Annotated in this window: 26 protein-coding genes; 6 read left to right on the top strand and 20 right to left on the bottom strand. The window is 48.5% G+C overall.

The features are described 5' to 3' along the window. The first annotated feature begins 89 nt into the window (after positions 1–89). A complete protein-coding gene (locus MAQ5080_RS08355) occupies positions 90–296 on the top strand; it encodes a hypothetical protein (RefSeq protein WP_067208720.1) in 207 nt (68 codons plus the stop codon). A gap of 32 nt (positions 297–328) precedes the next feature. Here the strand turns inward: MAQ5080_RS08355 and MAQ5080_RS08360 are convergent, their stop codons facing one another. From MAQ5080_RS08360 to hmuQ, 3 genes are all read right to left on the bottom strand, one after another. Continuing rightward, positions 329–1,312 carry a sensor domain-containing diguanylate cyclase gene (locus MAQ5080_RS08360; RefSeq protein WP_197464593.1) on the bottom strand — a complete coding sequence of 328 codons (984 nt, stop codon included), beginning with the start codon at positions 1,310–1,312 and terminating at the stop codon, positions 329–331. A gap of 225 nt (positions 1,313–1,537) precedes the next feature. Then, positions 1,538–2,098 carry an LOG family protein gene (locus MAQ5080_RS08365; RefSeq protein ID WP_067208715.1) on the bottom strand — a complete coding sequence of 187 codons (561 nt, stop codon included), beginning with the start codon at positions 2,096–2,098 and terminating at the stop codon, positions 1,538–1,540. A 47-nt stretch (positions 2,099–2,145) separates the two neighbouring features. Continuing rightward, entirely contained in the window at positions 2,146–2,448 is a 303-nt protein-coding gene (gene hmuQ / locus MAQ5080_RS08370; protein ID WP_067208712.1) for a heme-degrading protein HmuQ, read from the bottom strand. A 97-nt stretch (positions 2,449–2,545) separates the two neighbouring features. On the opposite strand from hmuQ, the gene MAQ5080_RS08375 reads away from it, so the two are divergent. Beyond that, the gene (locus MAQ5080_RS08375) at positions 2,546–3,289 is read left to right on the top strand and encodes a class I SAM-dependent DNA methyltransferase (RefSeq protein WP_067208709.1); all 744 of its coding nucleotides are present in this window, start codon (positions 2,546–2,548) and stop codon (positions 3,287–3,289) included. Between the two features lie 103 nt (positions 3,290–3,392). Here the strand turns inward: MAQ5080_RS08375 and MAQ5080_RS08380 are convergent, their stop codons facing one another. After that, positions 3,393–6,047 (bottom strand): Ig-like domain-containing protein, encoded by a 2,655-nt coding sequence (locus MAQ5080_RS08380; protein ID WP_067208706.1) that lies wholly within the window; start codon positions 6,045–6,047, stop codon positions 3,393–3,395. A 518-nt stretch (positions 6,048–6,565) separates the two neighbouring features. Here MAQ5080_RS08380 and MAQ5080_RS08385 point away from each other — a divergent pair. Continuing rightward, on the top strand, positions 6,566–6,988 hold the full coding sequence (locus tag MAQ5080_RS08385) for a DUF3010 family protein (protein WP_067208703.1): 423 nt from the start codon (positions 6,566–6,568) through the stop codon (positions 6,986–6,988). A 137-nt stretch (positions 6,989–7,125) separates the two neighbouring features. Here the strand turns inward: MAQ5080_RS08385 and MAQ5080_RS08390 are convergent, their stop codons facing one another. Beyond that, positions 7,126–8,343, bottom strand: coding sequence for an MFS transporter (locus MAQ5080_RS08390; protein ID WP_067208701.1), 1,218 nt, complete (start codon positions 8,341–8,343; stop codon positions 7,126–7,128). 165 nt (positions 8,344–8,508) lie between these two features. Next, positions 8,509–9,708: an MFS transporter gene (locus tag MAQ5080_RS08395; protein ID WP_067208698.1), complete on the bottom strand. Its 1,200-nt coding sequence runs from the start codon at positions 9,706–9,708 to the stop codon at positions 8,509–8,511. 136 nt (positions 9,709–9,844) lie between these two features. On the opposite strand from MAQ5080_RS08395, the gene MAQ5080_RS08400 reads away from it, so the two are divergent. Beyond that, entirely contained in the window at positions 9,845–10,741 is an 897-nt protein-coding gene (locus MAQ5080_RS08400) for a LysR family transcriptional regulator (RefSeq protein ID WP_067208695.1), read from the top strand. Positions 10,742–10,839: 98 nt separating this feature from the next. On the opposite strand, the gene MAQ5080_RS08405 is transcribed toward MAQ5080_RS08400, so the two are convergent. The 5 genes from MAQ5080_RS08405 to MAQ5080_RS08425 all read right to left on the bottom strand — a co-directional run bounded on the left by MAQ5080_RS08405 (position 10,840) and on the right by MAQ5080_RS08425 (position 14,986). Then, complete coding sequence (locus MAQ5080_RS08405; protein WP_067208692.1) at positions 10,840–11,103, bottom strand: hypothetical protein; 264 nt, start codon at positions 11,101–11,103, stop codon at positions 10,840–10,842. Between the two features lie 439 nt (positions 11,104–11,542). Continuing rightward, on the bottom strand, positions 11,543–11,803 hold the full coding sequence (locus tag MAQ5080_RS08410) for a hypothetical protein (protein WP_067208689.1): 261 nt from the start codon (positions 11,801–11,803) through the stop codon (positions 11,543–11,545). 430 nt (positions 11,804–12,233) lie between these two features. Beyond that, complete coding sequence (umuC, locus tag MAQ5080_RS08415; RefSeq protein WP_067208687.1) at positions 12,234–13,508, bottom strand: translesion error-prone DNA polymerase V subunit UmuC; 1,275 nt, start codon at positions 13,506–13,508, stop codon at positions 12,234–12,236. Further along, the gene (gene umuD, locus MAQ5080_RS08420) at positions 13,505–13,948 is read right to left on the bottom strand and encodes a translesion error-prone DNA polymerase V autoproteolytic subunit (RefSeq protein WP_067208684.1); all 444 of its coding nucleotides are present in this window, start codon (positions 13,946–13,948) and stop codon (positions 13,505–13,507) included. The genes umuC and umuD overlap by 4 nt, the downstream gene beginning before the upstream one ends. Positions 13,949–14,086: 138 nt before the next feature. Continuing rightward, positions 14,087–14,986, bottom strand: coding sequence for a prenyltransferase (locus tag MAQ5080_RS08425; protein ID WP_067208681.1), 900 nt, complete (start codon positions 14,984–14,986; stop codon positions 14,087–14,089). A gap of 216 nt (positions 14,987–15,202) precedes the next feature. Between MAQ5080_RS08425 and MAQ5080_RS08430 the strand changes: the two genes are divergently transcribed. Next, on the top strand, positions 15,203–16,558 hold the full coding sequence (locus tag MAQ5080_RS08430; RefSeq protein WP_067208679.1) for an MBL fold metallo-hydrolase RNA specificity domain-containing protein: 1,356 nt from the start codon (positions 15,203–15,205) through the stop codon (positions 16,556–16,558). 21 nt (positions 16,559–16,579) lie between these two features. On the opposite strand, the gene MAQ5080_RS08435 is transcribed toward MAQ5080_RS08430, so the two are convergent. From MAQ5080_RS08435 to MAQ5080_RS08455, 5 genes are all read right to left on the bottom strand, one after another. Further along, positions 16,580–18,277: a SulP family inorganic anion transporter gene (locus tag MAQ5080_RS08435; RefSeq protein WP_067208677.1), complete on the bottom strand. Its 1,698-nt coding sequence runs from the start codon at positions 18,275–18,277 to the stop codon at positions 16,580–16,582. 70 nt (positions 18,278–18,347) lie between these two features. Further along, the gene (locus MAQ5080_RS08440) at positions 18,348–19,238 is read right to left on the bottom strand and encodes a LysR substrate-binding domain-containing protein (RefSeq protein WP_067208675.1); all 891 of its coding nucleotides are present in this window, start codon (positions 19,236–19,238) and stop codon (positions 18,348–18,350) included. A 40-nt stretch (positions 19,239–19,278) separates the two neighbouring features. Next, positions 19,279–20,016 (bottom strand): amino acid ABC transporter ATP-binding protein, encoded by a 738-nt coding sequence (locus MAQ5080_RS08445; protein WP_067208672.1) that lies wholly within the window; start codon positions 20,014–20,016, stop codon positions 19,279–19,281. A gap of 4 nt (positions 20,017–20,020) precedes the next feature. Next, on the bottom strand, positions 20,021–20,968 hold the full coding sequence (locus MAQ5080_RS08450) for an amino acid ABC transporter permease (protein WP_067208669.1): 948 nt from the start codon (positions 20,966–20,968) through the stop codon (positions 20,021–20,023). A gap of 70 nt (positions 20,969–21,038) precedes the next feature. Beyond that, positions 21,039–21,848 carry a transporter substrate-binding domain-containing protein gene (locus tag MAQ5080_RS08455; protein WP_067208665.1) on the bottom strand — a complete coding sequence of 270 codons (810 nt, stop codon included), beginning with the start codon at positions 21,846–21,848 and terminating at the stop codon, positions 21,039–21,041. Positions 21,849–22,148: 300 nt separating this feature from the next. Between MAQ5080_RS08455 and MAQ5080_RS08460 the strand changes: the two genes are divergently transcribed. Then, positions 22,149–23,048, top strand: coding sequence for a homocysteine S-methyltransferase family protein (locus MAQ5080_RS08460; RefSeq protein WP_067209011.1), 900 nt, complete (start codon positions 22,149–22,151; stop codon positions 23,046–23,048). A gap of 94 nt (positions 23,049–23,142) precedes the next feature. Here MAQ5080_RS08460 and MAQ5080_RS08465 read toward each other — a convergent pair whose 3' ends face one another. The 4 genes from MAQ5080_RS08465 to MAQ5080_RS08480 all read right to left on the bottom strand — a co-directional run bounded on the left by MAQ5080_RS08465 (position 23,143) and on the right by MAQ5080_RS08480 (position 26,715). Further along, a complete protein-coding gene (locus tag MAQ5080_RS08465; RefSeq protein ID WP_067208661.1) occupies positions 23,143–23,427 on the bottom strand; it encodes a hypothetical protein in 285 nt (94 codons plus the stop codon). Positions 23,428–23,877: 450 nt separating this feature from the next. After that, positions 23,878–24,228 (bottom strand): hypothetical protein, encoded by a 351-nt coding sequence (locus MAQ5080_RS08470; protein WP_067208658.1) that lies wholly within the window; start codon positions 24,226–24,228, stop codon positions 23,878–23,880. 166 nt (positions 24,229–24,394) lie between these two features. After that, on the bottom strand, positions 24,395–25,588 hold the full coding sequence (locus tag MAQ5080_RS08475) for a sensor domain-containing phosphodiesterase (RefSeq protein WP_067208655.1): 1,194 nt from the start codon (positions 25,586–25,588) through the stop codon (positions 24,395–24,397). Between the two features lie 182 nt (positions 25,589–25,770). Then, on the bottom strand, positions 25,771–26,715 hold the full coding sequence (locus tag MAQ5080_RS08480; RefSeq protein ID WP_067209009.1) for a hypothetical protein: 945 nt from the start codon (positions 26,713–26,715) through the stop codon (positions 25,771–25,773). Between the last annotated feature and the right edge of the window lie 95 nt (positions 26,716–26,810).

Below are 26,810 nucleotides of genomic sequence, written 5' to 3' on the forward strand. Positions count from 1 at the left end.
ATGGATGGCATCACTTAAAAATGCGTACAATGCTGAGCTTCCTTAATTTATCCTCCTTAATATCGACACTTGAGCTTACGGTCATCACTATGAGCCTTCTAAAACGCACACTATTCGCCACGAGCAAACGTAATGAAGATCTGTCTTACGGAGGTCTTTATTGGCTAGCGGCCCTACTAGCGCTAATCTGTACGGTGTGTTTTGCTGAAGAGTTGATGAGCTTGCTGACGCTGCATGTTGAAAACTATTTCAAAGCCCAACAAGCATTAGTGGATGCAAAGTACTTTGCCTGTTAAGGGTCATTGGATCAGCCATACTGCTCGTGAGGCTATAACCCCTTCACCTTGATCCAAGAGGTTTCCACCACCTCGGCCCATTCTTCTTTCACAGATGGTTTGAACACACGACTCTGATTACGGCCACGCTTCTTTGACTCATACATGGCTTCATCCGCTCTAGAAAGCAGCCCAAGCGTATTACCATCGTCGCGACAGACCTCTGCAATGCCTAGGCTGGCGGTTACGTGTATTTCGTAAAGATCGGTTTCACAAGACGTGTTGAATAAGGTGGTGCGCAATGCCTCAGAAAGGGCTAACGCTTCGCTTACCTGCATTTGCGGTGCAAGAATGGCGAATTCTTCGCCACCAATACGCCCCATCGACATAGAGGGGCCTAACCCAGCACGAAACACATTAACCACATGACGAATCACTTCATCGCCCACGTTATGCCCTAAGGTGTCGTTGACTCGTTTAAAGTTATCAATATCAAACAAAATTAAGGCGCAGGGTTCTTCCTGGTCATGGAAACGATCAATGGCGGCTTGTAGAAGTTTGGTAAATGAGCGTCGGTTGTACACCCCTGTCAACTCGTCCACTTCGGAGAGGTGCTTCAGCTCCATTTCCAAATAATGTTGCGTGGTGATGTTCTTAGCAATCCAAAGAGCGCTACGCTGGCCATTTTGATCGATGGGCAAAGACTTAATAACGCCCTCAAACCACAGTTCCTTGGGTAGAACTAGGCCATTGGGGAGCTCAATCATTCGCCCTTCCTCAAACTTGTATTTAAGGTACTGAGTTTCTTGAGTGCGGATCGCGTTCACGATGTGAGCAAGAAAGCCGTCGGCCAACTCTTGCGGCATAACGTCATGGAGGCGACGTCCGATAAAAGGCTTACAATCGAAGCCAGTGGCATTCTCTGCGCCACCATACACGTCCAGATATTCTCCGCTTTCAGAGAACACAAAAACATGATCTGGCAATGTGTCCAGCACACTAAAATAACGTGCTAATACCTGTTCGTCGCTTACCACTTCGCACTCCATCAAGAGAGTTGCTTCAGTTTTCTTGTAGGCCAACCACCCACATGAGCACACAAGAGAACTAAATCACTATTCAAAGAAAAAGCATACGCAAAAGCTCGGAGTTCAAGCAATAAAAAAAACAGTATTTTTATGTGTTAATGCGTCGTTTTTGCTTGCGCTCTGCATGGTTTTCTAGGGAAAGGAGCAAACGACTTGTCTGCCCCAACTCGATCACTAGCGCCACTTGCGATCAGGGGCTTGATAGTGGCGGATGGCTTCTAGCAGGGTCTCTGCTTGGTCTGTTTTAATCAGCATGTCCACGTATTGTGGGCGCACAAACCCAGCATCGCGCATCTGCTCGACCATGGTAAACAAGGGGTCATAAAATCCCATGACATTGTAAAACGCACAAGGCTTACTATGGTGGCCAAGCTGCGCCCAAGTCCACACTTCAAAGATTTCTTCTAGAGTGCCGATGCCACCCGGTAGCGCGACAAAAGCGTCCGCCAACTCAGCCATTTTCGCCTTACGCTCATGCATGTCTTTGACGACGTGTAATTCGGTTAAGTTAGGGTGCGCAATTTCTTTGCTTTTTAAGTACTCAGGGATCGCGCCATAGACTTTGCCACCGCCTTCTAAAACAGCGTCCGCTATCGTGCCCATCAGGCCCACATCCCCACCGCCGTAGACCACGTCTACCCCTTGCTCAGCAAAGTACTTACCAAGCGCCTTAGTGGTTTCAACAAAGCGTGGATCATTACCACTGCTGGAGCCACAAAATACTGCGATTTTCATTCCAAACTCCTCATTCCTTGATCATGGTTAGATGCACTGTAAGGGATCTAGATGACCGCTTCAAAACACTCTAATTGCGGATGACCAAGGTAGATGTCTCGACGGCTGCCGGCATTGGCGTGTGCTTTACGAAAGGCTTCTGATTTGGTCCAAGCGTCGAACGCAGCACGGGATTCCCACACCGCATGAGACGAGAACAAGGTGTACTCCTCATTGGTCGCACCTTGCAATAGGTTGAACGACTGGAAGCCTGACACTTCATTCAGGTAGGAATCACGGCCTTTCCAAATATCGATAAACTCTTGTTCGCAGCCGAGTTTGATTTTAAAACGGTTCATGGCAATAAACATAAGGACCTCTTACAACGGTATTTTCATCAACTTTTATAGCTTTCCTGTGCATTCAAAGCTAGTATGGCGCGCCTTTTATTTTTACAGAGCTGACATCATGTCTGAAACTGTTTTATACACTGACTTGTCAGCCTACTACGATCTCATGTGCGCCGACATCAATTATCAAGCACAGAGTAACTGCATTGCCCGCCTCCATCAGATCTTCGGTAACGAAGGCCGCCAGCATCTTGACCTTGCGTGTGGCACGGGGCCACATATACGCTATTTCCTCGATTCAGGGTACCAAAGCCAAGGGCTCGATTTAAACCAGCCGATGCTCGATAAAGCACAGATTCGCTGCCCAGAAGCCTCTTTCAGCTTACAAAATATGTGTTCCTTTCGCATCGACCAGCCAGTCGATCTGATTACCTGCTTCCTGTATTCGATTCATTACAGTGGTGATATCGCACCATTAGAAGCCTGCTTAGAGGCCGTTAATAATGCCTTAACCAGCGGCGGCTTATTTTGCTTTAACTCGGTCGACAAACGCTTTATCGATAACCAGTCCTCCACCGCACATTCTGCAGCCTTTGACGGCAGTGCCTTTAACTTTCGCTCGGGCTGGTTCTATGAAGGCCAAGGCTCCCAGCAGCGTTTACGTTTAAGCATTCAAAAAACCACAGGCGAGCAAGTAGAAGTGTGGCAAGACAGCCACCCAATGGTAGCGGTTGAATTTCCAGAGCTGTCTACCCTGCTAGAAAAGCACTTTGAAGTGTTTGTGTTTGAGCATGATTACGACAAGCTAGTGCCGTGGGCAGGGCAATCCGGCAACGCTATTTTCGTGTGCGTAAAGCGCTAGCGATCTTAGCGAACAGTGGTACAAGAACAAGGCACTTCCAGAAACTGAAAGTGCCTTTCAAAAGAAGCAGAAATCAATCAAGTCGATTTAGCCTGTTCACCTGTTAGATTAAAACATAGCCATCATCGAGATTGATGCCGTTATCCACCTCGACATTAGTGGCCCCAAGGATCGTAACCTCGAACTCAAGGGCGTCTATATCTTCAGTCCCCCCGTCATAAGGTGATTGGTCACCATCGCCATCTGTCGAAGCGAGGGCAAAACTCAACACATAGTTGTCTTCAAGCTGCTTCTCGAGAGTCTCAATTCGGTTGATACGCACCTTATCGTTGGAGTCGACATCTTCTGGATCGAGCGCAAGGTAGATCTGATCAATCTCCTCACCGTTTTCTAAATTAGGCTCTATGGTGATGGTTTCACCACCTTTAACGTTGATATCGTTCGTGTTGATGTAACCACTATCAATCACTACACCCTCATCAACCACCACATAGATCAGGTCTGGGTCATCAGGGACGCCACCACCGACACCTTGAAGATCCAATACCACACCAGTGATATCACCAGTGGAGCCAGTCATATCAATCTGCAATACCTCTAACTCATCGATATTACCATTACCAATCCCGATACCACCGGCATTATTTGGGTTGATATCGTCTGAGCCATCACCACCACCCAAGTCAATAAGCGTGCCACCACTGACAGCGCTGACCAAATCAGCAAGATCATCCCCGGTAAAGAAGAAACCATTAAAACCGATATCCTCCACTGTTGGATTCTCTACCGGTCCACCGGCATCAATCGCCGAGAAGTCTATCGGATTACTGACCGTTGGCGGACTCTCCAATACTGTCAAGGTATAAGACCCTTCTGGGGTATCATCACCATCGTTATCAGGATCCGAATCGATGGTTAGTGTGTAGAACGTTTTCTGCACAGTTTCATCTAGTACTTCGTCATAGAAGTCATAGACCCCTCTTACTGCATCCTCACCGTTCGGGCCAGTGTAGTACTCTAATTCAATCACACGGCCATCTTTAAGAGTGAAGTTGTTTGGCAAGCCAACAAGCTCCAACATCTGGCCATCGGCACCCGCATACAGAGTGAAGGTGTCACTAATATAAGCATCTTTCGTATAGTTGACGCTGGTATCGGCCAAGGTGTTAAGTGCATCGAATGTCACATCGTCATTTACCGGTACCTGTACTAGGAAGTTGATATCATCGATGATCTCAACGCTCACTGTTACCCCTTCCGAATAGCCATCATGCTCGTCCACTACATAGACAGTGAAGTCATCATAGATGCCACCGTTATGTCCCTGCACGGCAGAATGATCAGCATTCGACGTCAGTGTGTAGCGTACCGTATCGTCGTCAACGAATTCGAGCGTACCGTAGGTACCATTTAACGTTGTCAGGCTACCACCGGTCGTACCCGCCACAAACGGCGTATCGGAATCATCAACATCGTTTATTGTAATATCGATGTCTTGCTGAACAGGGATCTCAGTATCGGTTGGGTCGTCTTGGCTACCGTCGAATGGGATGTCGCCCCCATCAGCGACTAAACCCGCTTCATAAACACTCACCCTGTCAGGGTCCTCACCCGTTGGATTATCGTTCTCACCGGCAATCTCAATCGTTACGGTAGCGGTGTCCGAAGCGCCATGGCCGTCATAGGCGATGTAATTGAACTCGACATAGGCCGTGTCGCCCACACCTAGGTTTTCAAAGTCGCCGTCAGGATCATAGTCGAATGTGCCATCGCTATTGAAATCAACCAATGTACCAGTTGCTCCGGCGATGGGAGTACCGAATTCATCCACTCGTGTTAGCGCACTGCCAATGCCCGTCGACAGCTCGGCGGCGATCAAGGGCGCATCGTCGGAGTCGGTATCATTGCCCAATACCGAGGCCAGAGACGTTTCACCGTCATCCTCGTCCACATATCGGACGTCATCATTGGCAACTGGGTCATCGTTGTCTGGTAACACAGTGACACGCACAACCGCAGTATCTGTGCCACCATAAGGGTCACTGACGGTATATTCGAATGTGTCTATGCCGAAGAAGCCATCCAGCGCGGTATACTTGATCTCGCCATTGATCACTTCGACAGTACCACCCTCATCCGTGGTAATTTCATAGCCGCCATCGGCATCGTTATCCGTGCCACCAGCAGGGCCGCCATCATCGGCGATATCAGATAGCCCGACGATCATAAAGTTATCTTGATCTGCCATAGGCCAGATATCGACGTCGGTATCGTTAGCAAGCACATCAATGATGACAGACTCTTGGTCAAGATCAGAGGCGTCCTGCTGAACCATTGCAGAGTCATTGACCGCATCAGGATCATCGTTGACACCGGTTATTTTTATTTTGACCATGGCGCTGTCGCCATCTTGGCCATCATTCGCTTCATAAACAAAAGTGTCATAGACAATGGCACCTTCGGCGAGTGCATCAAAACCATTCCACAGTGTTACTTCCGCGTCAGCAAAATTACTCAGCGTTGGATCGCCATCGGTGTCAATGTAAAGGATGCCATGATAACGGGCATCGTAAATGAAGGTACCGTTGGTTTTGAAATCAAATAAAGGGTTTTTGGGATTAGTAAGAACAAATGCCCCGAGGGCATCATTGTCGGCGTCGGTGTCATTACCCAAGACTCCGCTCACCGGACTGTTCACGCGCAGTATCTCGTCCTCATAGACTTCGTAGAGGTCGTTATTTGCAATTGGCGTAGCCATAATTTGGCCCCCCTTTAAAACATAACGCATCGCCACCTACCTTCGAACTTGGACAGCATCATTTACCAAGTTGGACGGTTTTCGCATCGCCAAAGACACGGCGTGCGACTAAGATACACACTTCATAGTGGGTTGCGTCATTGTGACCGCGAACCAAGAGTCCGCGAACTCCAAGAGTCTGACGCTTATTGATGTTTAAAAGTCACATGCTGCTCAAAGGGTACATAATGCTCTCATGGGTACATGACGCTCATAACGATACATGATGCTCACAGGGGTACATGGTGCTCAAAGGGTTACATGATGCTAAAGTGCCACACTCAAGTAGGATCCATCCCCTCGTTAAGCATAATACGCCCCCTATGAAAGCCAACCCGATTATAGGAATCATTCGTAATTAAGATATAGCTAATGAATCTTAACACTTTGACCCGCAATCAAGCCGCTTACACGGGCGCTGTATGATGACAGCGAATATGCGATAATGCGCCTCAGACATTTAGCTAGGACTTTTTCTTATGATCACATGTGGTATCGAAATCAAAGGCAGCGAAGTTATCCTGTGCCTGCTTTCTAAAGATGACGGTTTTTTCCAACTGCCCGATTGCCGCCAAGTGCGCCACGCGCTTCAGCATCCAAACGACGCTGAAGCCATGCGTAAGTTTCAATTTACCATGAAGAAGCTGTTTGAAGATTATAAAGTTGAGCAGGTCATTATTCGTGAACGCCCCACTAAAGGTAAGTTCGCTGGTGGTGCGGTGGGCTTTAAAATGGAAGCCGCGATTCAGTTGATCCCAGACTTAAATGTCGAGCTGATCAATAATGCGACCATGAAAGAAATCATCAAGGACAACCCGCTGCCGATCGACTTCTCGGCAACCGGCCTAAAAGCCTTTCAAGAAGGTGCTTTTATGGTGGCTTATGCGGCCTTAAGCCGATAGAGTATCGAAATCAGGCCTTGAAAGCCGCTTAGAAAAGAGTCCAACTTTATGGGGTCAGTTCAGACACCTTAATGGGGCTTTTTAGTCGCGTTCGTCTGGCTAGAACGCTTACTTACCAGCGCACTACTCTAAGTGCGCTAGTGTGCTCCGACTAATGGCTCACCATTCGCCGGATGTCTACTACTAAAGTAAATGTAGCCTGCTAGCATAAACAACACGCAACCTACCGCTGTGATGAGCCAGTAGACATTGATCAAGCTGCCCGTTGCATCATTGATAAAGCCAGCCATTAGGTTCCCTAGGGCGCCACCTAGGCCAAAGGTCACCATACCAATACCATTAATTTGCATGGTTGCCTTGGAGCTGTATTGTTTGCTTACCCAACCGGCGATCACGCCCCAAATTGGGAAGTACATTAGGCCGTAACCAATACCCGCTAACAGCACAAATTTTGCAGGATCATAAGTAAAGGCAACCAAACCGATGGCAAAGGCACCGAACATGGCCAACAGAGAAAGACCGTGACCTTTTTGGTCCGCTAATTTACCCACAGCAAAGCCCGCGATCATGCCCGTGATACCGATCACGCTCCAAGTGTAGCCCCCTAACGATGCGGGTAAGCCAAGTTGCGCTAGAAAGACGTTCAACCACGTGGAAAACGTCATGGTCGATAGCCCCACTAGGAACAACACCAAGCACGATAAGAAAGCGGTACGCTCAGTAAATACGGTTTTAAATAGCTGGCCAGAACTCATCGCTGAGCTTGGCACTAATAAGTCTACGTTAATGTTGGCGTTTTCATTGTTGCGTTTCAGGCTTTTCAACAGTTGCAACGTCGCCAACAGCACCACTAAGCCAAACACCGCGGCCGCAATCCAGCCACTGCGCCAGCCAAACACTGGTACCACCAGAAGAATCACTAGACCGTTAAAGCTGTAGCCCCAAGCGGTTCCACTAGCAGAAATCGATAGGTTGGTAGAGGCACGATCCAAGCGTCCATAGCAAGTGGTCATTTCAACAATGCCGCCCCAGCAGAATGCGGCACTGAACGCCATAACCGTCAGCACTACGGTAATAATAAGAGGATCACTTAACCACGCCATGGTGAACAATAACGCACTGGTTAATAGACCAGAACCAAGTAGCAACTTGCCGGAATCCAAACGGTGTCCGATCACCCCCAACAACATCGCCCCAGCTAGGTACGCCAGTTGCGTCAATGCACCAATGGTCGCCAAGTGCCAACTGGTGATATCAATAGATTGCTGCATTAGCGGTACTAACGCAGCAAACAAGAACAAGCCAAAGCCGTGACTTATTACTTGGTTAAAGCCAAAGGTGATTGCCAATCGCATAGAGCACACTCCCATTCGCAACGCTTATTTTTATTAGAGGTGAAGCCAAACTACCCATGTAGTGGATGAGAGCATCATATTCTCATCTTACAATTCGATAAATCGAAAAGTTTTGATATCTACGTTCAGTTTTATTGAATTCTAATCTAAACCTGCTTCAACCCGTTAAAAAGCTCCCACCAATGGCTCATCCGGTGTGCGCTCAGTCATATAGATGTATGCCGATAGAATCGCCAACAACACACTGATTACAGCAATCAAGCTATACATCATCGCCAAACTGCCGGTAAATTCTTGGATCGCCCCCGCGAGCAAGTTCCCTAGCGCACCGCCCGTACCGAACACCACCATACCAATACCATTGATCTGCATGGTGACTTTGGAACTGTATTGCTTGTTTAACCATCCGGAAATCACGCCCCAAATGGCAAAATACATCAAGCCGTAGCCAAAGCCTGCCACCAACACAAAGCGGCTAGGGTCGTAAGTAAAAGCGCTGATACATAGGGCAAATCCTAAAAACATCAGCAACAGCGCAATGCCATGACCTTTGTAGTCAGACAATTTACCCGCTAACAAACCCGATACCATGCCAGACAGGCCGATCATGCTCCACGTGTAGCCACCCAGTGCACTGGGCAAAGAGAGCTCTGCTAAGTACAAGTTTAGCCAAGTCGAAAAAGGAATAGTGGCAAAGCCAACGGAAAAGAAAATTAAGCAAGATAAGAACGCTGGACGCTCTTTGACAATGGTGCGCAGCAACTGCTTCACACCCATGGCCAATACATCTCCGGCTACGAGATGAGTTTCCTCAACGGTTTGTAAACGTTTTAACAAGACAAAAATCGTTACCAGCGCCAAGATGCCTAAGACACCGCCCAGAGCCCAGGCACTGCGCCAGCCAAATAGTGGGATAAACAACAGGATCAAGAGGCCATTGACGCCGTAACCCCACGCACTGCCACTGGCAATAAAGGCTAAATTCGTTGCGGTACGGCCCACTAATCCATAACGGGTGACTAACTCAACGATACAGCCCCAACAAATGGCCGCATTCATGGCTAGCACGATCAGAGCCCCTAGGATCACAGCTTGATGACTTTGTGTCGCGACTACACCCAACATTACGCTGGTAATGGCCATCGATACCATTAACACTTTTCCGGAATCAAAACGTTGGCCAAATGTCCCCACCAGCATGGCACCGGACAAATATGCAATTTGAGTACTGGCACCAACAATGGCTAAAAACCAGGTGCTAATATCAATACTGGTTTGCATTAATGGCACCAGCGCTGCAAATAAATACAGGCCAAAGCCATTGCTAACGATTTGACTGAAGCCAAAGGTAATTGGCATACGCATAAAGGGAGGCACTCCTTGATATTTAGAGCGGTAGATTGGCCCCTTGTGGGGGAAATCGCGTATGCTAGGGGCTTGCCTTTCTTCAGTAAATCGATAAATATTCAAATCTTCGTTCAAAAATTCTGAAATCTGTTCTATGCGTGATCTACCGATAAATTTACTGCGCACCTTTATGGTGGTCGCAGACACTCTTAACCTCACGGAAGCCGCGAAACAGCTGCATAAAGCCCCTTCTACGGTGAGCATGCAACTGAATCGTCTAGAAGAATTAGTGGCGAACCCGTTAATGGAGCGTGGCCAGCATGGCGTGCGCCTGACAGCGGTCGGTGTGCTCCTGAAAAGTCATGCACAGCAGCTATTAAATCTACATGATCAAATCGTTGGCTCGTTTCAGAATATGGACATCGGCGGTGTGGTGCGTCTAGGCACCCATGATCAATACGCTAGCCGTGCTTTAGCGCCGATTCTACAAGAGTTCATCTTGAGCTACCCGGAGGCGGAGCTGGAAGCCTTTTGTGACTATCGCCCTGATCACTTGGTGGATATGTTAGAGCGCGGCCGCTTGGACATTGCCTTAGTGGAAATGCGTGCGGGCACTGAAGGTGGTCTGCGTTTGCGTCGTGATCGTTTAGTGTGGATTCGAGGCAAAGACCATTTTGTACATACACCACCGGTACTACCGTTAGTGGTATTCGAAGAAGGCTGTATTCACCGCCGTTACGCTTGTGAAGCCCTGGATGCAGCCGGTATCCCTTATCGTGTCGCCTTTACCAGCCAAAGTCGCATGGGGGTGCTCGCGGCGGTTAGAGCGGGGATCGGTGTGGCCATCATCCCGCACCATACCGTCGAAGACGATTTAGCCATCGTTACCCATGAGTTACCGACGTTACCTGAGACCGATATGACTTTGATGATCTCACCCAAAGTCAACGAGGCGACCCGTCGCCTTGAGAACATCATTTTAGAAAGCCCAGTGTTTAACCCCATGGGCAATGGGGTGTCTAGCCCTGAAGACGCCGTCATCGAACACTAAATAAAAAGAGCCCCAACGATGGTTCATCGCTGGGGCTCTCACTCATCCTGAGCGCTACTTTGATCGTATTTTTATATGGCGTTGCTTAAGCGATGCTGTTAATTCGCTTTGTGTAGGTCATCAAACACGCCTTGTAACTCTTTATTCTGCTCTTTTACTGCATCAAGTTTTTGTGATGGTGTCATGGCATAGCCTAAATCTAGCTCGCCTGCTTCATAACCCATGGTTTCAAGCTGCGCAGAAAGAGCTTGGTAGCTTGCTTCTGCCGCACGGAAGTCATCACTGATATTATCAGCGATGGCAGCTGTTGACATAGCCGAAGCCATAAATACAGCAGATGTGATTGCAGCCAGTTTTTTCATGGTGAGCCTCCTTACAAAGTCTCTGGTTAAATATAGTAAAGCCACTAAGAACGTTTAACCTTGCGCCTCAACTCAAATACTAGACGCGTCACTGTATTACGACAGCAACTGAACAATTGATTCACTATTCCAAAAAGAAATAAAGGCCACTAAAAAACCGACTCGACGAGACAAAAAGGAATATCTTGTTTATTTTTTACCCAGTTCAGTGGATAGCGAAAGAACTATTCACAAAAGACAGAATAGACAGACTCAAATATCATAACTTATATTTATAGCGATGAATTTTTACCATTAATGTGGCGACAAATTAATTATGAAATATTTGTGACTGGCTAAAAATATTTGTCTGTAGCAGCCTCAATGCTCATTGCCACAAACAGAAAAAGCCCCAGAGAGAGAATCTCTCTGGGGCTTTTCGCATTACTTAGACAGAGTATTAGTTTGCGCTATTTAAACCGTCCAATACGTTGATTAGCTCAGCCCGTTTTTCAGCCACAACATCTAGTTTTTGCGAAGTGGTCATCGGCTCGCTGTACAGTTCATCCACTTGGTAACCTTGAGACTCTACTTGCTCAGCCAATGCGTGATAACGCGATTCCGCTCGGTGTAGATCGTCAGTAATGTTGTCAGCCAATGCAGAAGTAGACAGTGCGGCCGTTGCTAAAGCTGCTGATGTAAGCGTGATCAGTTTTTTCATGGTGAGCCTCCTTTCATGGGTCTCTAAGAAATTTGTATGCGTTTTAAAGCCTGTCGCGACATGTGTTTCGCGTTTCGATGTAGAGATTATTAGTGCTTGCTTGAAATAAAAAAAGGTCTCAAAAATGCGTTCCAAAATGCTTCCCTCAAACACGCCAAGGCGTCTAATTTCAGGCTTCAAGCACCAATCAAGGAGATCCATCAATATTTGCACTTATTCCGTATGAAGTCGCAAAAACTGTTCACACTCTCAATGCCTCCCCCTGCCAGTAACCCTCTATTCACTGCGAATTCGCTAAACTTAAAGGACACTATGCGCACATTTCATCCTTAAAAGCGGTAAAGAAAATAGCCGCTCGAGCTGCACTTACTTATTTGAAATCGAATAACCTGATGATCCATTATCTAATATATCGATAGGTTGCCTAGTTCTAGCGCACGCTAGGTAGGTCTGACCACTGGGTAGTATAGGCCGGGGACAGGAATTGACGCTTCATCGACCATTCGGGAGCTAGCCCTTGAGCGGCAAAAAACACTTGTCCGTGGCCACTTTGGTTAATGTTATCCATCACCGCCATCAGCGCCGCACCGTGATCGCCTACGGCATCGGTATGAAATAAATCCGCTTGGTAAGCATGTGACGAATAAAAGTCAGTCAGCATCACGCCCGCCTTGGCATAGCGAAAGCCTGGGCGAAACAGCTTATCGAATAATTGAAAGGCCGCCTTCAAAAACGCCCGCGTGTCGTCTGTCGGCTGAGTCAATTCGATGGTTAGTGCATTGCGATACTGGGGTTCGCTCGCGTTAAACATTCCAGTGCGAATAAACACTTGCAGCACACGGGCTAAACAGCCCTCAGCACGCAGCTTTTCCGCTGCCCGCGTCACATACTTCGCAATCGCCTCTTTCAACTGAGCCCTTTCCGTAATTCGAGAGCCGAACGAACGACTGCAAAGGATCTGCTTTTTGGTCGCAGGCAGCGATTCCAAAGATAAGCAGGAAATACCATTCAACTCGCGTATGGTCCGCTCCAATACCACCGAATACTCACGCCGCACTAGCTTAGGGTCGGTATCGGCTAAGTCCAAAGCCGTATGAATGCCCTGCTCTTGCAAACGTTTACTCAGACGACGTCCTACGCCCCAGACTTCACTCACATCCAGCAAGGCCAATAAGCGTCGCTGTCGAGCAGGGTCCATCAGATTGACCACCGAACCTGTTGCGGGGTACGTCTTAGCGGCATGATTCGCCAACTTGGCCAAGGTTTTCGTCGGAGCAATGCCGACGCCCACCGTAATGCCCGTGCATTGATCAACTTTGGCCTTAATACGTTGACCAAATGCCAATAAGTCTTCTACCGCCTCGACCCCAGTTAACTTCAAAAACGCTTCATCAATGGAGTAAATCTCAATTTCAGGCGCTTCGGCTTCTAATAGGCTCATGACCCGCTGCGACATATCCGCATACAAGGCATAATTCGAAGAAAAGCAGACAATCTGGTGTTGCTTGATCTGCTCTTGAACTTGATGCACAGGTACCCCCATTTTGATGCCCAGTGCCTTCACTTCCTTCGAACGTGCCACGATACAACCATCATTATTGGACAGCACCGCTACTGGCTTATACTTTAAGTCAGGCCGAAACAACTTCTCACAACTGGCGTAGAAGTTATTGCAATCCACCAAGGCAAAGACTTTTTGGCTCATCGTTGTAACCTGCGCACAACGCCTGTAACCACGCCAAACACTTCAAATTCAGATTCTTCCGAGATCGGCATCACCGGATAAGCTTTATTGTGTGGCCGCAACAGCACATTTGGCTTGAGCTGTAGCTCTTTGACCGTCAATTCACCATGCACAGACGCAATAATGATGTCTCCATGCTTAGCGGTTAAGGAGCGATCTACCACCAATATATCCCCAGAATGAATGCCCGCCCCCACCATGGAGTCCCCTTGGGCACGCACAAAGAAGGTGGCACTCGGATGCTGAATACACAACGCATTCAAATCCAGCGATCGCTCTACATAATCCTGCGCCGGCGATGGAAAGCCAGCTGACACAGACTCCACATACAAAGGAATCTGCATGGACTGGGAAGCCAGAAAGGACTCAGACTCTGCTGAGCCTAAATAGGTTACACGCATGGCGATCTCTCAAATATACTGTACATACATACAGTATATTTAATTTCACAGGAAAGCCAAATGCTTTTGCCCAAAAACAATAAAGCCCCACCGAGATAAACTTAGCGGGGCTCCATGGAGAAGTATTGCGTCGCGCTACTAGCCGAGGATCAAAGTGGTCCCTAAGATAATCGGCGTCACTAAGGTCATCACCACATTGCGCCCTAAATACGGTAGCCAAGTGGCCGCCCCCTTGCGTAGTAACGGCTTTAACCCCAGTACCACCGTCATGCCCAACGCCAAAGGCACCAGTGCCAACAGCGATAGCCACGGCAGCAACTCAAACACACATCCGATCACGACGGCAAAACTCGCCACCAAAAGCCCCAAGCTGTACAAGGCTAAGCTGGCCGCTTTGCCATAAATAATGGGCACATGCCGACGTCCGTTGGCACGATCGGCATCAATATCGGGAAATTGATTCAATAGCAGCAAATTGTTTGCCAACATAAAGGGCACCAAAGACAACAACAGCGCTAAACCATTTAGATCCCCAGTCAGCGCAATATGCGTCCCAAGCACCATCACCGGACCAAATCCCAACCCTGGTGCCATCCAACACAATAACGGCGAGCGGTTGATCCAAGGGGTGTACCCCACCACTAACAAGACGCCAATAGCGCCCAGCCATAACAGTGCTTCACCGCGCAGATAAATAAAGTAGCCGCCGATGGCCATGGTCAGCAGCAGGGTGATCCAAGCCATCGCTAAAACGCTGTTCAAAGCACTAGGATTATCTACCAAACCACCACTGCCGCCACTAAATGGGGTACGCTCGGTTTTCAGATCGAGCCCTGAACGATAATCCATATATTCGTTAAAAGCGTTGACGCTGATATGCGCCAAGATCGCGGCCAATACCGCCAAGGCAACATGGAGCCACTGAATATCTGTCGCACTGACATAGGCACTGCTAATACCGAGAAACACACTGACCGGAGCCAAGATCAAAAAGGGAACACGCGCCGATTGCATCAGCGTGGGTAACTTTGCACTCATTCAAGAACCTCTTAACGGGTTTGCTGCAACATTACATTAGAAAAGACAAAAGCAAGATATCAGCCAGCCCCTATTCGTCCTATGGCCGCAAGGCACAACATAGAGCTAGATCAGTGTTTTTACGGATAACTCGGACAGAACACGATAAGTAGGTGTAATACTGAAATTGGATTAAGCTTAAACATCAGTGTTCTCTTACATATACCTGAGGCCGTTATGAAGATTATTTTTCTTGGTGGTACAGAAACCGTTACAGGCTCTAAGTTCCTAGTAGAAACCAACACCACGCGCATTCTGGTCGATTGCGGTTTATTCCAAGGTTACAAGTGGTTAAGGGAGCGCAACCGCCAAACCTTACCCCTTGATATTGATAATCTCGATGCCGTAGTGCTGACCCATGCCCACTTAGATCACTCCGGTTATGTGCCTGTGCTGTATAAAAAAGGCTACCGTGGCCCCGTCTTCACCCATCATGCGACCCGCGACCTGTGTAAGATCTTGCTCGCCGACAGCGGCCATTTACAAGAAGAAGACGCACGTTTCTACGGCAAACATAAACTCAGTAAACACGAAAACCCCGAACCACTGTATGATCGCGCGACGGCCGAAGCCTCGATGCAACTCTTCCAAGGTATCGAGTTTGAAGAGCAGGTACAGGTCGGCGACATCTGCTTCCACCTACAGCCTGTCGGGCATATTCTCGGCGCTGGCAGCGTGATTATAGAAGCCGAAGGCAAGCGCATTGGCTTCTCCGGTGATGTTGGCCGACCCGATGACATTCTTAACTACCCACCTAAGCCACTGCCAGAATTAGACTTACTGATGTTGGAGTCGACCTATGGTGATCGACGCCATTCACAGGACGACCCGTACGAGCAACTCGCGGACATGGTCAACAAAACTGCGAAACGCGGTGGTGCCTTATTGATCCCATCGTTTGCGGTAGGCCGAGCACAAGTACTGCAGCATATGCTGCTCAGCATGATGGGGGAAGGTCGCATTCCGCCGATCCCTATCTACCTCGATAGCCCGATGGCGATTGATGTCTCCGAGCTCTACTGTGAGCATACTGCGCTACATAAGCTCTCTACCGTGCAAGCCAAACACATGTGTCAATCCATCCACTACACCCGCGAAGTGGACGAGTCGAAAGCCTTGGCCGAATTGACCTACCCACACATTGTTATTGCGGGCAGCGGTATGGCGACGGGAGGGCGTATTTTGCACCACTTTAAGCGCCTACTCAGTAACCCTAAAACCTCGGTATTATTTGCTGGCTACCAATCAGGCGGTACACGGGGCGCGAAAATGGTTGGCGGTGCCAGCAGCGTCAAACTGCATGGGGAATGGATCCCGATTCGAGCCACCATCGAAAGCATGGATGCCCTCTCCGGCCATGCCGATTACGTAGACATTGAAAAGTGGCTGAAAGCATCTCAATTACGTGCCGGTACACAGATCTACTTGATCCACGGGGAGCCGGAAGCACTCGAAGGTATGCGCGACCACCTTGAGCAAACCACCAACTTTAGAATCGACATCGCCGGCTACATGCGGATTATGCACGTCTAGCAAAACCACACACCATCGCTCTTAACTCACCGGTGGTGTGTGACTAAGGTCGGAAAAGGCTTCGACCACATCAGATACCGAACTAAAATAAGCGTCTTCGCCTACGGCCTTGGTAATCCCAGAGCGGTCCATACCATAGCGAACTCGATCCGACACTTCGGCAAACACTAAGCGCACCCCCAGTTTGCGCAACTCATAGGACAAGGTCACTAAGGTACGCGCCGCCGTATAATCCACATCATCCACAGCAGACGCATCAATACAGAACCACTCTAATTCGGGGCGCGCACTGTTCGCCAGATACAGGACCTCGCGACTCATCAGTTCAGCGTTGGCGTAATACATACCATGGGTAAAACGATACACCTGCAAGCCTGGCATTAGCTGGGCGTTGTTGTTCAGTGGTACCGCGCGCCAGCGACCATGACCATTGGGAATCACCACACTGTTGACCGGACGATAACCGTGACGCGTATGCACCAGTAGCGATAACACAATCGCCACTAAAATCCCCAGCTCAACCCCTAGCACCACCACACTGATCATGGTGGACAAAGCCACCCAAAATTCCCAAGGACGCTCATACAACACCTTGCGTAAGCCCTTAAGATCAATCAGCTCAAAGCCGATCAAAAACACTATCGTGGCGAGGGTCGCATGGGGTAAGTACGCTAATGGCTCGGTCAGTAGCACCAATACCAACAAGACAATGACCACGGTGACCAAATGCGCCAACTGACTGCGCCCTCCGGCACCGTCCACCATCTGAGTTTTGGTTGGACTACCATTGACCACAAATGCACCAGAGACCGCTGCACCAAGATTCGCAAGCCCCAGACCGATTAAATCTTGATTATCATTGGCCGTCTGTCGGTGGCGGGCGGCGTACGCCCGAGAGGTGGCCGAACTTTGTGCCAAGATCACCATTACCATGGCAAAAGCGGTGGGTAATAAATAGGTAAACTGTTCCCATGACAGGCGAAAAAGTGGCCACTGCAAACTTGGTAAACCGCTTGGCACCGCACCGACTAAGGCAATATCAAAGGTTTCCAGATTGAACATCCAACTGGCGACAATGGAGGCGATGACGGCCAGCAAGGCACCAGGTATACGTTTCGAGAGCAAACGGATCCCCACCACGGCAATGAGGGTACATAACGACACTATTAGGGTATGAACATTTAAAGTTTCCAGCGTGGGCCAGTGCAGGATCAAATGCGCAATGGAGCTTAAACCATCACTATGGATGCCCAGCATACCGGGCATCTGACTGACCGCAACCTGAATGCCGACACCACTTAAGAAACCGATCAATACCGTACGCGAGAGGAAGTTCGCCAGCATCCCCAGATTAAGGATGCGTGCTAACAGCAACATACCGCCGACGATCATCGCCAGCACTGAGGCCATGGCCAAATACTCGTCGGAACCTGAGATGGCAATGGCCCCAAGCGACGTCGCTAACATGGCCGCCGTGGCCGAGTCAGCCCCGACAACTAGCTGACGCGAAGCGCCAAACATGGCAAATAAAAACATGGGCAGCAGCATGGTATACAAGCCCGCCACCACTGGCACACCAGCAATCTGGGTATAGCCCATGACTTCTGGAATAGCCAAGGCCGCCAGCGTCAGACCCGCCAGCACTTCCTGCGATAAACGGGTCCGATCAATAGGCCATACACTTTGGAATAATCGAAAACGTTGACGTCCGATTGTCATAACAAGGCTCTCTTAAATAGTAGCGCGCTCTTTATAGGCCCAGTGAAGGCTCGCGCTACGGTTTTTGACATCACTGCTGTAACCGACTTTGGCGCTCCAACCAGTTAAAGAATAACAGGGCTTCGGGGGATAAATCCGTGCCAGACTTACGTACTAAATAGAATGACTCGCTGGCCGGAATACGCTGATCAAACAGTTCCACTAGACGACCGTCGGCCAGCATATCTTCGACCATGGAGGAGCGGGCCAACGCCACCCCTACCCCGACTTCAGCGAGGCGCAGGGACGCGAGTAATGTATCCAGCTGCATGCCACGAGACGGATCCACCTGCTCTTCATTGATCATCGATAGCCAATAGCCCCAACCTTCTTCATAGCCTAGTACATGCAGTAAAGTGGTCTTGCCAAGATCGCTTGGCGATTGAATCTGACTACGCTCGACGAGGTCCGGTGAACACACAGGAAATAAAGTATCCCAGCTTAAGCGCTGCGACACATAGCCAGGCCACTGACCATTGCCCCAACGGATCTCAAAGTCATCGTCGGCGTCGGTGTCTTTGACCCATAGAGAGCTGATGTAGCGAATATCGATGTTTGGGTGCTGCTGATTAAACTCGGCCAAACGCGGTGCCAGCCAATGCACGAAGAAGGATAAACTGCCGCGAATTTTCACCGGCGTGCGTTGCTCGGAATTGAACAGCTCATTGGTGGCCGCCGCTAAGCGGGAAATGGAGTCCTGCACCACAGGCAAATAAGACATGCCTTCATCGGTCAAGGTTAAGCCGCGCGGCAAACGCTTAAATAAGGCTACGCCTAGGTGACGCTCAAGCAAGCGGATTTGCTGGCTCACCGCACCTTGTGTCAAATGCAGCTCCTGCGCGGCTTTGGTAAAGTTCAAGCTGCGCGCAGAGACTTCAAAGGTGCGTAACCAGTTTAATGGGGGAAGTGTTTTCTCATTCATCAAAGCACCCAAGCGCCGACCGTTTCGATTAGAAAGGCGCTTAGAGTACCTGACCTAGAAAACGTTGCAAGCGTGGGTGTTCAGAATTAAAGAAACGCTCAGGGGATTCCTCAAGCACCAACTCACCGTCTTCCATAAACACCACACGATCGGCCACTTCACGGGCAAAACCCATTTCATGGGTGACCACGACCATAGTCATGCCTTCTTTGGCAAGGCTCTTCATTACGTCCAAGACTTCACCCACCATCTCTGGGTCCAAAGCACTGGTCGGCTCATCAAACAGTAACGCCTTAGGCTTCATGGCTAAAGAACGGGCAATTGCTACACGCTGTTGCTGACCGCCGGATAAACGTGACGGAAAGCTTTCCATACGCTCATGAAGCCCGACGCGGTAAAGCAAGTCTTTGGCTTCCTGCTCCACTTCCGCTTTATCGCGTTTTAGCACTTTTAAAGGCGCCAACATCACATTGCCAAGTGCTGTTTTATGGGGAAACAGATTAAACGACTGAAACACCATGCCCACTTCTTCACGCAGCTTATTAATGTCGGTGCTTTTATCTACTAAATCGATGTCATCAATCTTAATGTGACCCGAAGATATAGTTTCCAGCTGATTTAAGGTACGTAGGAAGGTAGATTTACCCGAACCACTTGGGCCGATAATCACCACCACTTCGCCACGGTGGATATCCAGCGAAACGTCTTTTAGCGCATGACAGCCATTTTCAAAGACTTTGTTTACATCACGAGCTTCGATCAATACTTGGTTTTGCATTGTATCAGTCACTGGCCGCTAACCTCTTTTCTAAACGTTGAATCGCCCAAGACAAACTACCGGTTACAAGCAGGTATAACGCCGCTACAGCAAACCAGACTTCAAAGGGTGCAAAGCTGCCGCTAACCACCTCACGGCCGGCTTTGGTTAAGTCGGTAATGGAAATCACCGAGACTAAAGAGGAGTCTTTGATGAGGTTAATGAACTGTCCTGCTAATGACGGCAAAGTGCGCTTGATCGCCTGAGGCATCACCACATAGGTCATCGCCTGGGCATAGTTCATGCCCAAAGAACGCGCCGCTTCCATCTGCCCTGGTGGCACGGATTGAATACCACCACGCACAATTTCCGCTACATAAGCGCCCGTAAAAATCGACAATGCAGCCACGCCAGCGGTAAAACGATCGAGATCAAATACGGTGCCGATAAAGAAGTAGACGATAAAAATCTGCACCAGCAAAGGCGTGCCACGAATGACTTCGACATAGGTCACCGCAAGGTTGCGCCACACCTGACCGTGCGCCACGCGCATCAAACCAAAAATGACACCCAGTAAAATCGAGAAAATCAGTGCTAAGAAAGAGATCTCAATCGTCACCCATAAACCTTCGGCAATTGGCCCAAAGCGCCAGCCTTCTATTCGAGCAATGGTGTCGCCTTGGAAGATCAAATCACCATCGCGTGCTACCAGAGAATCGTAATCAGGAACGATCTGCGGCGCACCACCGTAATCAGGTGTAATGCTCAACTGGCCGGAAGCATTAACGACTGCTGTGCCATCCGTTTGCGCAATGATGTCTTGCGGCTCAGTATTGATCACATAAGGCCAAAGACGTTCCCAGTGCCAGGTGTAATTGATCTTTTGACCAGAGAAATATACTCCAGCGATCAAAGTCGCCATGATGACGAAATATAGGCCGTGTCCAAGCCAGCGACGAGATTGTGTTTGCATGATGTCTCTTAAATAGAAAAAGAGCCTAACAAAGTAGGCTCTTGGTAAGACTTACTGAACTATTCAGCGCTTACTGGATGCTGTCGACCCAAGCATCCGAGTTAAACCATTTGTCGTAGATGCGATCGTAAGTACCGTCTTTCTTGATCTGCACTAGATAGTTATTCAAGAAGTTTAGGAAATTCACATCGTCTTGGCGAATCGCCCAACCTAGCGGCTCGTAAGTAAAGGCTTCGTCCAAGTGCACCACACCGCCTTTGTTCTGAGCTGCGTACATGGCATTGTATGGCAGATCATAAACAAACGCGTCCGCTTTACCATTTTTCACTTGAAGAACAGAGTCCGCAGATGTTTCAAATAGGTTTAGCTGAGCATTTGGGAAATACTTTTTCGCAGCAATCGCACCGGTTGTGCCAATCTGTGAGACAAGATTGTATTTCGGATCGTTTAGATCACGGTAGTCTGTAATCTCAGCTGCTACTTCAGGCGTCACCAATACTGTCTGACCCATTTCTAAGTAAGTATCAGCAAAAAGTACTTTTAGATTACGCTCTGGAGTAATGCCCATACCACCGTTGATGATGTCACATTTGCCAGTTTGCAGCGCAGGAATGATACCGTCCCAAGCCGTGTTCACTGGCACAAATTTCACACCCATCGCGCGCGCCATATGTTTTGATACATCGATATCAAAACCGATAAAACGACCGTCTTTGGTTTTCATTTCAAAAGGAATGTAGCCCGCTTCAAAACACACCTTTAATTCACCCGTCGATAAAATGTTATCGATGGCAGAATCTGCAGCATTGGCCACTGTGCTGCCTAACACTGAACCAGCCAGAGCTAGGCCTGCTAAAGCTTTTTTGAAACCTAGTTTCATGTCATTCCTCATTCATTTGTTTTGTTATGTGCTCACTTGTTCAAAGCCTTTAATAATTTGAGCGCCAGGCGGTGAGCTAAAAGGGTGACACAATATACCCAAAAGCAGAAAGGAGTAGTATCGACAGGATCGAGCCCTAAGACCAAAGTTTTTTAATAGGTTAGGCTATATTTTGCTATTTATTCGTCATTATAGACATAAAAACTCAAATTAGACCTATCAAAAATAATGAATTCGATTTTATTTCGGGAGCAGCCTCGCTAGAATGTGCCGATTTTCAACCTAGCGGAAAACAGCATTATGACGACAGTCACCATACTTGACGGCGGCATGGGCCGTGAACTAGAACGCCGTGGCGCACCATTTAAGCAACCAGAATGGTCTGCTCTAGCCATGATGGAAGCACCAGAGATCGTAAAAGAGGTGCACAAAGCCTTTATCGCTGCGGGCTCTCGAGTGATTACCACCAACAGCTATGCCCTAGTACCGTTTCATATTGGTGAAGAAGTGTTCCAGCAACGCGCTACTGAGCTTGCCATCGACTCAGCCAACATTGCTCGCCAAGCAGTAGAAGAAAGCGGTGAAAAGGTAACAATCGCAGGTTCCCTTGCGCCACTGTTTGGTTCTTACCGTGCCGATCTTTACCAAGCGGAACGCGCCGAAGAAATCGCCCGCCCATTGATCACCGCCCTAGCCCCTAGTGTGGACCTTTGGTTAAACGAAACCCAAAGCTTACTGGCGGAAACCTTGCTGATGAAAAAGCTGGTCGACGAACTCGACAGAGAGAAAAAACCTTACTGGGTGTCGTTCACGCTAGAAGACGCAGAGCCAACCACAGAGCCCTGCCTGCGCTCAGGTGAAACCGTCGTAGAAGCCGTCAAAGCCATGGCCGCAGCGGGCGTGGATGGCATTTTGTTTAACTGCTGTCAGCCAGAGATCATCGCCGATGCGATTGCTCTGACCAAACAAGTTTTAGCTGAGATCAATAAGGAGCTTCAGATCGGAGCCTACGCCAACGCCTTCCCTCCGCAGCCTAAAAATGCGACTGCTAACGATGGCCTCGACGAGCTGCGTGCCGACCTAACGCCAGAGTCTTACCTAGTCTGGGCGGAAAAATGGTGCGAGCTGGGCGCAACACTGATCGGTGGTTGCTGCGGTATTGGCCCTGACCATATTGCTGCTTTGGCAAAGCGCCTTTAATCCGGCTGTAGCACCCCCTAGAAACAACAAAGCCCCGACAGTTTCCTGTCGGGGCTTTTGTTTTTCGGCGTTCACTTCGTCATTCAGCGAATGCTTAGTTCGCCTGAGTCACAGAAGTGTTGTGCGCATCAAACTGAGCTTGTAGTGAGTCGATTTTGTCTTGGTAAGCATCAAGCTTCTGCGACAAGGTCGCTGGCGAGTTGAACTCTACTGTTGGGTTAGATTCAACGCCCATTGTCTCAAGTTGTGCAGACAATGCTTTGGCATGGGCTTGCGCATCTAGGTAGTTATCTAGCAAGTTGTTTTCATCGCTGGCTGCGAAAGAAGCCGTTGCTGATAGAGTTAGGGCTGCGATAAGTGCTGGTGTTTTGAAGTTCATAATAGTCACCTTTTAATCCGTTAAACATTTTGTGTTTATCTACCCAGCGAAACCGTTTGATTTAACGTTTCGCGCTTCGATGGAATTAATAGTAACGCTTAGAAAATTTAAAAAAAGAGCGCAAAATGGCGTTTCAAAATGCTTCCCTCAATTAGATAAAACCGTCTTAATTGTCGATAAAAGCACCAATAACGCAAAGCGGAAAACAAATGATAGAAAATCATAATAATTTGCAAAAACTGTTCATAAGAAGCACCACACAATCAAGGCTAGAAGCGGGTTATGGCGAAATTTTGCAAGAAGAGTTTAAGAGTCGATGCATAATCCATCCTTAAAATAGCGCATTGGATGAATCAGCCTCGATTGACTTACATAATTGAAATCGAATGATTCGATAGGGATTGATCGAAACGTTCGATCAATCCACTTAAAGCAGAGACAGTGCCTTATTTAGCGGATCCAAGAGCCGATAACTTTGACCTCATCAGCAATGCTTTTTAAGTACAACATCACTAAGAAATCCCCCTCTACCTTGCTGCTCCACTGCTTCCACAGCACCACAACATGGTCGCCTTGACGCAACACGCTTAAAAATTCACGCTCTTCGGTCAGCGAGGTAAACATTTTGCTGTATTGCCACTGATGCTCAACCGCTGCACGAGCCTGTTCGTCGGCAGACTCGGGCAGCATATATTTAGAATATAAAGCCCAATCTTTGCTGTTAGCGCCCTTGACCATATCCCCCCAGATTTGCTCTGCAAGGTCACGGATTTCGTCATCAGACAGCGCGAGAATATTCATATCAGAATCCTATTTATTATTAAGTGGCCATAAATGTGGGGGACACTAGAACACAATCATGACCATTTTTAAATAACTCACTGTAATGAGGTAAAGGGCCCAGAACAATTAAGCCCCAATAGGGAACCTATCAGGGCTTAATACACAAGTATTGATGGCTTGCTGTTTAATTCAATGCGGCAGGACGGCCTAATAAATACCCTTGGCCTAAATGAATGTTCAACTGACGTATTGCATTCAGCTCACTGTCAGTTTCAATCCCTTCCGCCACAATAGTGGATTGAGTGGACTCAGCAAAGGCGACAATGGCCGTGGCTAGGGCATATTGGGAGGGGTCGCTATCAATTCCATTGATTAAACTGCGGTCAAGCTTAATCACATCAGGCTTTAACAAGAGAATATGACGAAAGCTCGCATAACCTGCGCCCGCATCATCCACCGCCAAACGTAAGCCCTGCTCTCTTAGAGGAGCCAGTACTTCTGACACTTGTGCGTAATCCGATATTTCATCATGTTCCGTGATTTCCAAGACAATGCGATCAGCGTACTGACCAAACATAGCTTGTAGGTTCTGGCAGCTTAAAATTGTCGTGGGCGACACATTGATCGTTAAGTATTGATTGGCTGCAAGCCGTGGCAGCATGTCGAATGCTTTTTGACCTGTGGCACACTCCAATTCATAGGACAAGCCCACCTTGGCCGCATTCACAAACCACTCCTCAGTAGTCAAGCCAGCGTCCGAGTTAAAGCGTGTCAGTGCTTCGTAACCGATCACGGCACCTTTCTCTAGATCATAAATTGGCTGACATACAATCGAAAAGTCACCACGCTCAATCATATCTTGGACAAGGTGACGCAGCGCCAGCATTTCACGATCTTGGGCCAAGCTATTACGCAAAAGCTCGGAGGCCAAATCACTAAAAGCGCGCAGCGAGGCTAGGTCCTTGCTGGTTAGGTTGTAATTCGGCATACGACTAAAGCAACAGAAGGTGCCGAAGACAGAACCATCATCAGCAAAAATCGGCACACTGATGTGTGCCCCCACTGGCAGCTCATGGGTGACTTGTAATTTAACGGCTTCCTTGAAGTCCACCGCATTACGCATGAGCGCTGGCAGACGCCCATCTAACACTCGTTGGCAGTAACTTTGTTCGCTAGCATCGCCGTGATCAATCTGCAGGATGTCTGGCGCACCGGCTTCTTGATCAATCAAACGAAAGATACGACAGCCGTCTTTCAGTTCCGAAATAAACGCGAACTCCATCGATAGTGATTCGCGGGCAGCATGCAGCACCTGGCTCAACACCGACTTGATCGATAGATGTTCGTTTGCTAACTCTAAATCGGAAAAACTGCGCATATACCACCCTATTCCGCTAGATCATTTGGGCTTGTATCGCGCCATTATCTAGACCACATCGTCATATTAGAAAAATCTGATGCGATTATAGCGATTGCTTATGTGGCGTTATGTAACGTTATATAGGAAATATGCAAATAGGTATAAAAAAATGGGAACCTCTTAGTCCCCATCTATCAGCGTTAATGTGCTGACGCTAAGCGCTTTGTGACAAAGGGCAAGCGGGCCAAGACCGCGATGACAATCAGAGCAAAACCGAGTCTAGCCCATAAGACCCCAGAGAGATCCGCCCCCAGCAGCAAGACCAACATGGTGTCTTCAATCACACTGTGACAGAGGCTTAGAAAACCAATGGTCAGGAAAATATCACGTTTGCTCAAATGCCCAGCCTCCGCCTCCTTGATTAACAACCCCGCACCAAACGTTAAACCAAGCACAGTCCCAATCACGGCAACATTGGCCGCCGATTTACCAATCCCCAACATGCGTAAAATGGGATATAGCAAGGCGTGTATTAAGCGCTCCACCCCCAACACTCGCAGCATCTTTAATAAGCTCATCAGCGCTAAGATGATCACATAAATCCACATGAGGGTTTCCAACTGTGTCAAACACCATCCCCAAACACCGCTGTCGGAATGGGCAGGCGGCTGCCACATCAATTGGCTGGGTTGCTGCAACAGGTCAAAATGCGAATAGAACTGATGTAATAGACAGCCCAAGACCAAAGCGCCACCAAAACGTAAGGCGATGGTCACACGCCAGCTCACCCCCATGCGTTTAGCAATCGCGCCCTCTACCGGCAGTGCATGCGACAGCAGCATCAATACCCCCAACACTGTCACTTGGGCGACAGTGAGACTTTCCGATAGTCCTAGGTTAAAAAACACCAACATGCCGGCGTAAATATTGGTCAGAATCAAAGTCGCCCACACAATACCCACTTCATCAGGCAAACCCACCCATTGCATCAAGGGGGATAAGACGTGGCCGAATAGCGTGACACCCCCGAGCATGTCCAGCGCTTTGACTACCAGAAGTGCCGGCACCATGACTTTTAATAAGGTCCAATAGACCCGCCCAGACTCTAGGACCAGCCTGCGGCTTTCTTGCAACAATGACTTCATAACGATTTTCTCAAACTGACTGTAACGAGCCTCATTGTAAGAAACGTCGAAGAAATTATTTCCCTTTAATGTATCAAAGCTTACTGATAAATTTG

This window comes from Marinomonas aquimarina, from assembly GCF_900089755.1.
GTDB lineage: Bacteria > Pseudomonadota > Gammaproteobacteria > Pseudomonadales > Marinomonadaceae > Marinomonas > Marinomonas aquimarina.

Excerpts from the sequence above, each read along its gene's own strand:
- MAQ5080_RS08355 (WP_067208720.1), top strand. The coding sequence starts at position 90 with ATGAGCCTTCTAAAACGCACACTATTCGCCACGAGCAAACGTAATGAA.
- MAQ5080_RS08365 (WP_067208715.1), bottom strand. The coding sequence starts at position 2,098 with ATGAAAATCGCAGTATTTTGTGGCTCCAGCAGTGGTAATGATCCACGC.
- hmuQ (WP_067208712.1), bottom strand. The coding sequence starts at position 2,448 with ATGTTTATTGCCATGAACCGTTTTAAAATCAAACTCGGCTGCGAACAA.
- MAQ5080_RS08375 (WP_067208709.1), top strand. The coding sequence starts at position 2,546 with ATGTCTGAAACTGTTTTATACACTGACTTGTCAGCCTACTACGATCTC.
- MAQ5080_RS08380 (WP_067208706.1), bottom strand. The coding sequence starts at position 6,047 with ATGGCTACGCCAATTGCAAATAACGACCTCTACGAAGTCTATGAGGAC.
- MAQ5080_RS08385 (WP_067208703.1), top strand. The coding sequence starts at position 6,566 with ATGATCACATGTGGTATCGAAATCAAAGGCAGCGAAGTTATCCTGTGC.
- MAQ5080_RS08390 (WP_067208701.1), bottom strand. The coding sequence starts at position 8,343 with ATGCGATTGGCAATCACCTTTGGCTTTAACCAAGTAATAAGTCACGGC.
- MAQ5080_RS08395 (WP_067208698.1), bottom strand. The coding sequence starts at position 9,708 with ATGCGTATGCCAATTACCTTTGGCTTCAGTCAAATCGTTAGCAATGGC.
- MAQ5080_RS08400 (WP_067208695.1), top strand. The coding sequence starts at position 9,845 with ATGCGTGATCTACCGATAAATTTACTGCGCACCTTTATGGTGGTCGCA.
- MAQ5080_RS08405 (WP_067208692.1), bottom strand. The coding sequence starts at position 11,103 with ATGAAAAAACTGGCTGCAATCACATCTGCTGTATTTATGGCTTCGGCT.
- MAQ5080_RS08410 (WP_067208689.1), bottom strand. The coding sequence starts at position 11,803 with ATGAAAAAACTGATCACGCTTACATCAGCAGCTTTAGCAACGGCCGCA.
- umuC (WP_067208687.1), bottom strand. The coding sequence starts at position 13,508 with ATGAGCCAAAAAGTCTTTGCCTTGGTGGATTGCAATAACTTCTACGCC.
- umuD (WP_067208684.1), bottom strand. The coding sequence starts at position 13,948 with ATGCGTGTAACCTATTTAGGCTCAGCAGAGTCTGAGTCCTTTCTGGCT.
- MAQ5080_RS08425 (WP_067208681.1), bottom strand. The coding sequence starts at position 14,986 with ATGAGTGCAAAGTTACCCACGCTGATGCAATCGGCGCGTGTTCCCTTT.
- MAQ5080_RS08430 (WP_067208679.1), top strand. The coding sequence starts at position 15,203 with ATGAAGATTATTTTTCTTGGTGGTACAGAAACCGTTACAGGCTCTAAG.
- MAQ5080_RS08435 (WP_067208677.1), bottom strand. The coding sequence starts at position 18,277 with ATGACAATCGGACGTCAACGTTTTCGATTATTCCAAAGTGTATGGCCT.
- MAQ5080_RS08440 (WP_067208675.1), bottom strand. The coding sequence starts at position 19,238 with ATGAATGAGAAAACACTTCCCCCATTAAACTGGTTACGCACCTTTGAA.
- MAQ5080_RS08445 (WP_067208672.1), bottom strand. The coding sequence starts at position 20,016 with ATGCAAAACCAAGTATTGATCGAAGCTCGTGATGTAAACAAAGTCTTT.
- MAQ5080_RS08450 (WP_067208669.1), bottom strand. The coding sequence starts at position 20,968 with ATGCAAACACAATCTCGTCGCTGGCTTGGACACGGCCTATATTTCGTC.
- MAQ5080_RS08455 (WP_067208665.1), bottom strand. The coding sequence starts at position 21,848 with ATGAAACTAGGTTTCAAAAAAGCTTTAGCAGGCCTAGCTCTGGCTGGT.
- MAQ5080_RS08460 (WP_067209011.1), top strand. The coding sequence starts at position 22,149 with ATGACGACAGTCACCATACTTGACGGCGGCATGGGCCGTGAACTAGAA.
- MAQ5080_RS08465 (WP_067208661.1), bottom strand. The coding sequence starts at position 23,427 with ATGAACTTCAAAACACCAGCACTTATCGCAGCCCTAACTCTATCAGCA.
- MAQ5080_RS08470 (WP_067208658.1), bottom strand. The coding sequence starts at position 24,228 with ATGAATATTCTCGCGCTGTCTGATGACGAAATCCGTGACCTTGCAGAG.
- MAQ5080_RS08475 (WP_067208655.1), bottom strand. The coding sequence starts at position 25,588 with ATGCGCAGTTTTTCCGATTTAGAGTTAGCAAACGAACATCTATCGATC.
- MAQ5080_RS08480 (WP_067209009.1), bottom strand. The coding sequence starts at position 26,715 with ATGAAGTCATTGTTGCAAGAAAGCCGCAGGCTGGTCCTAGAGTCTGGG.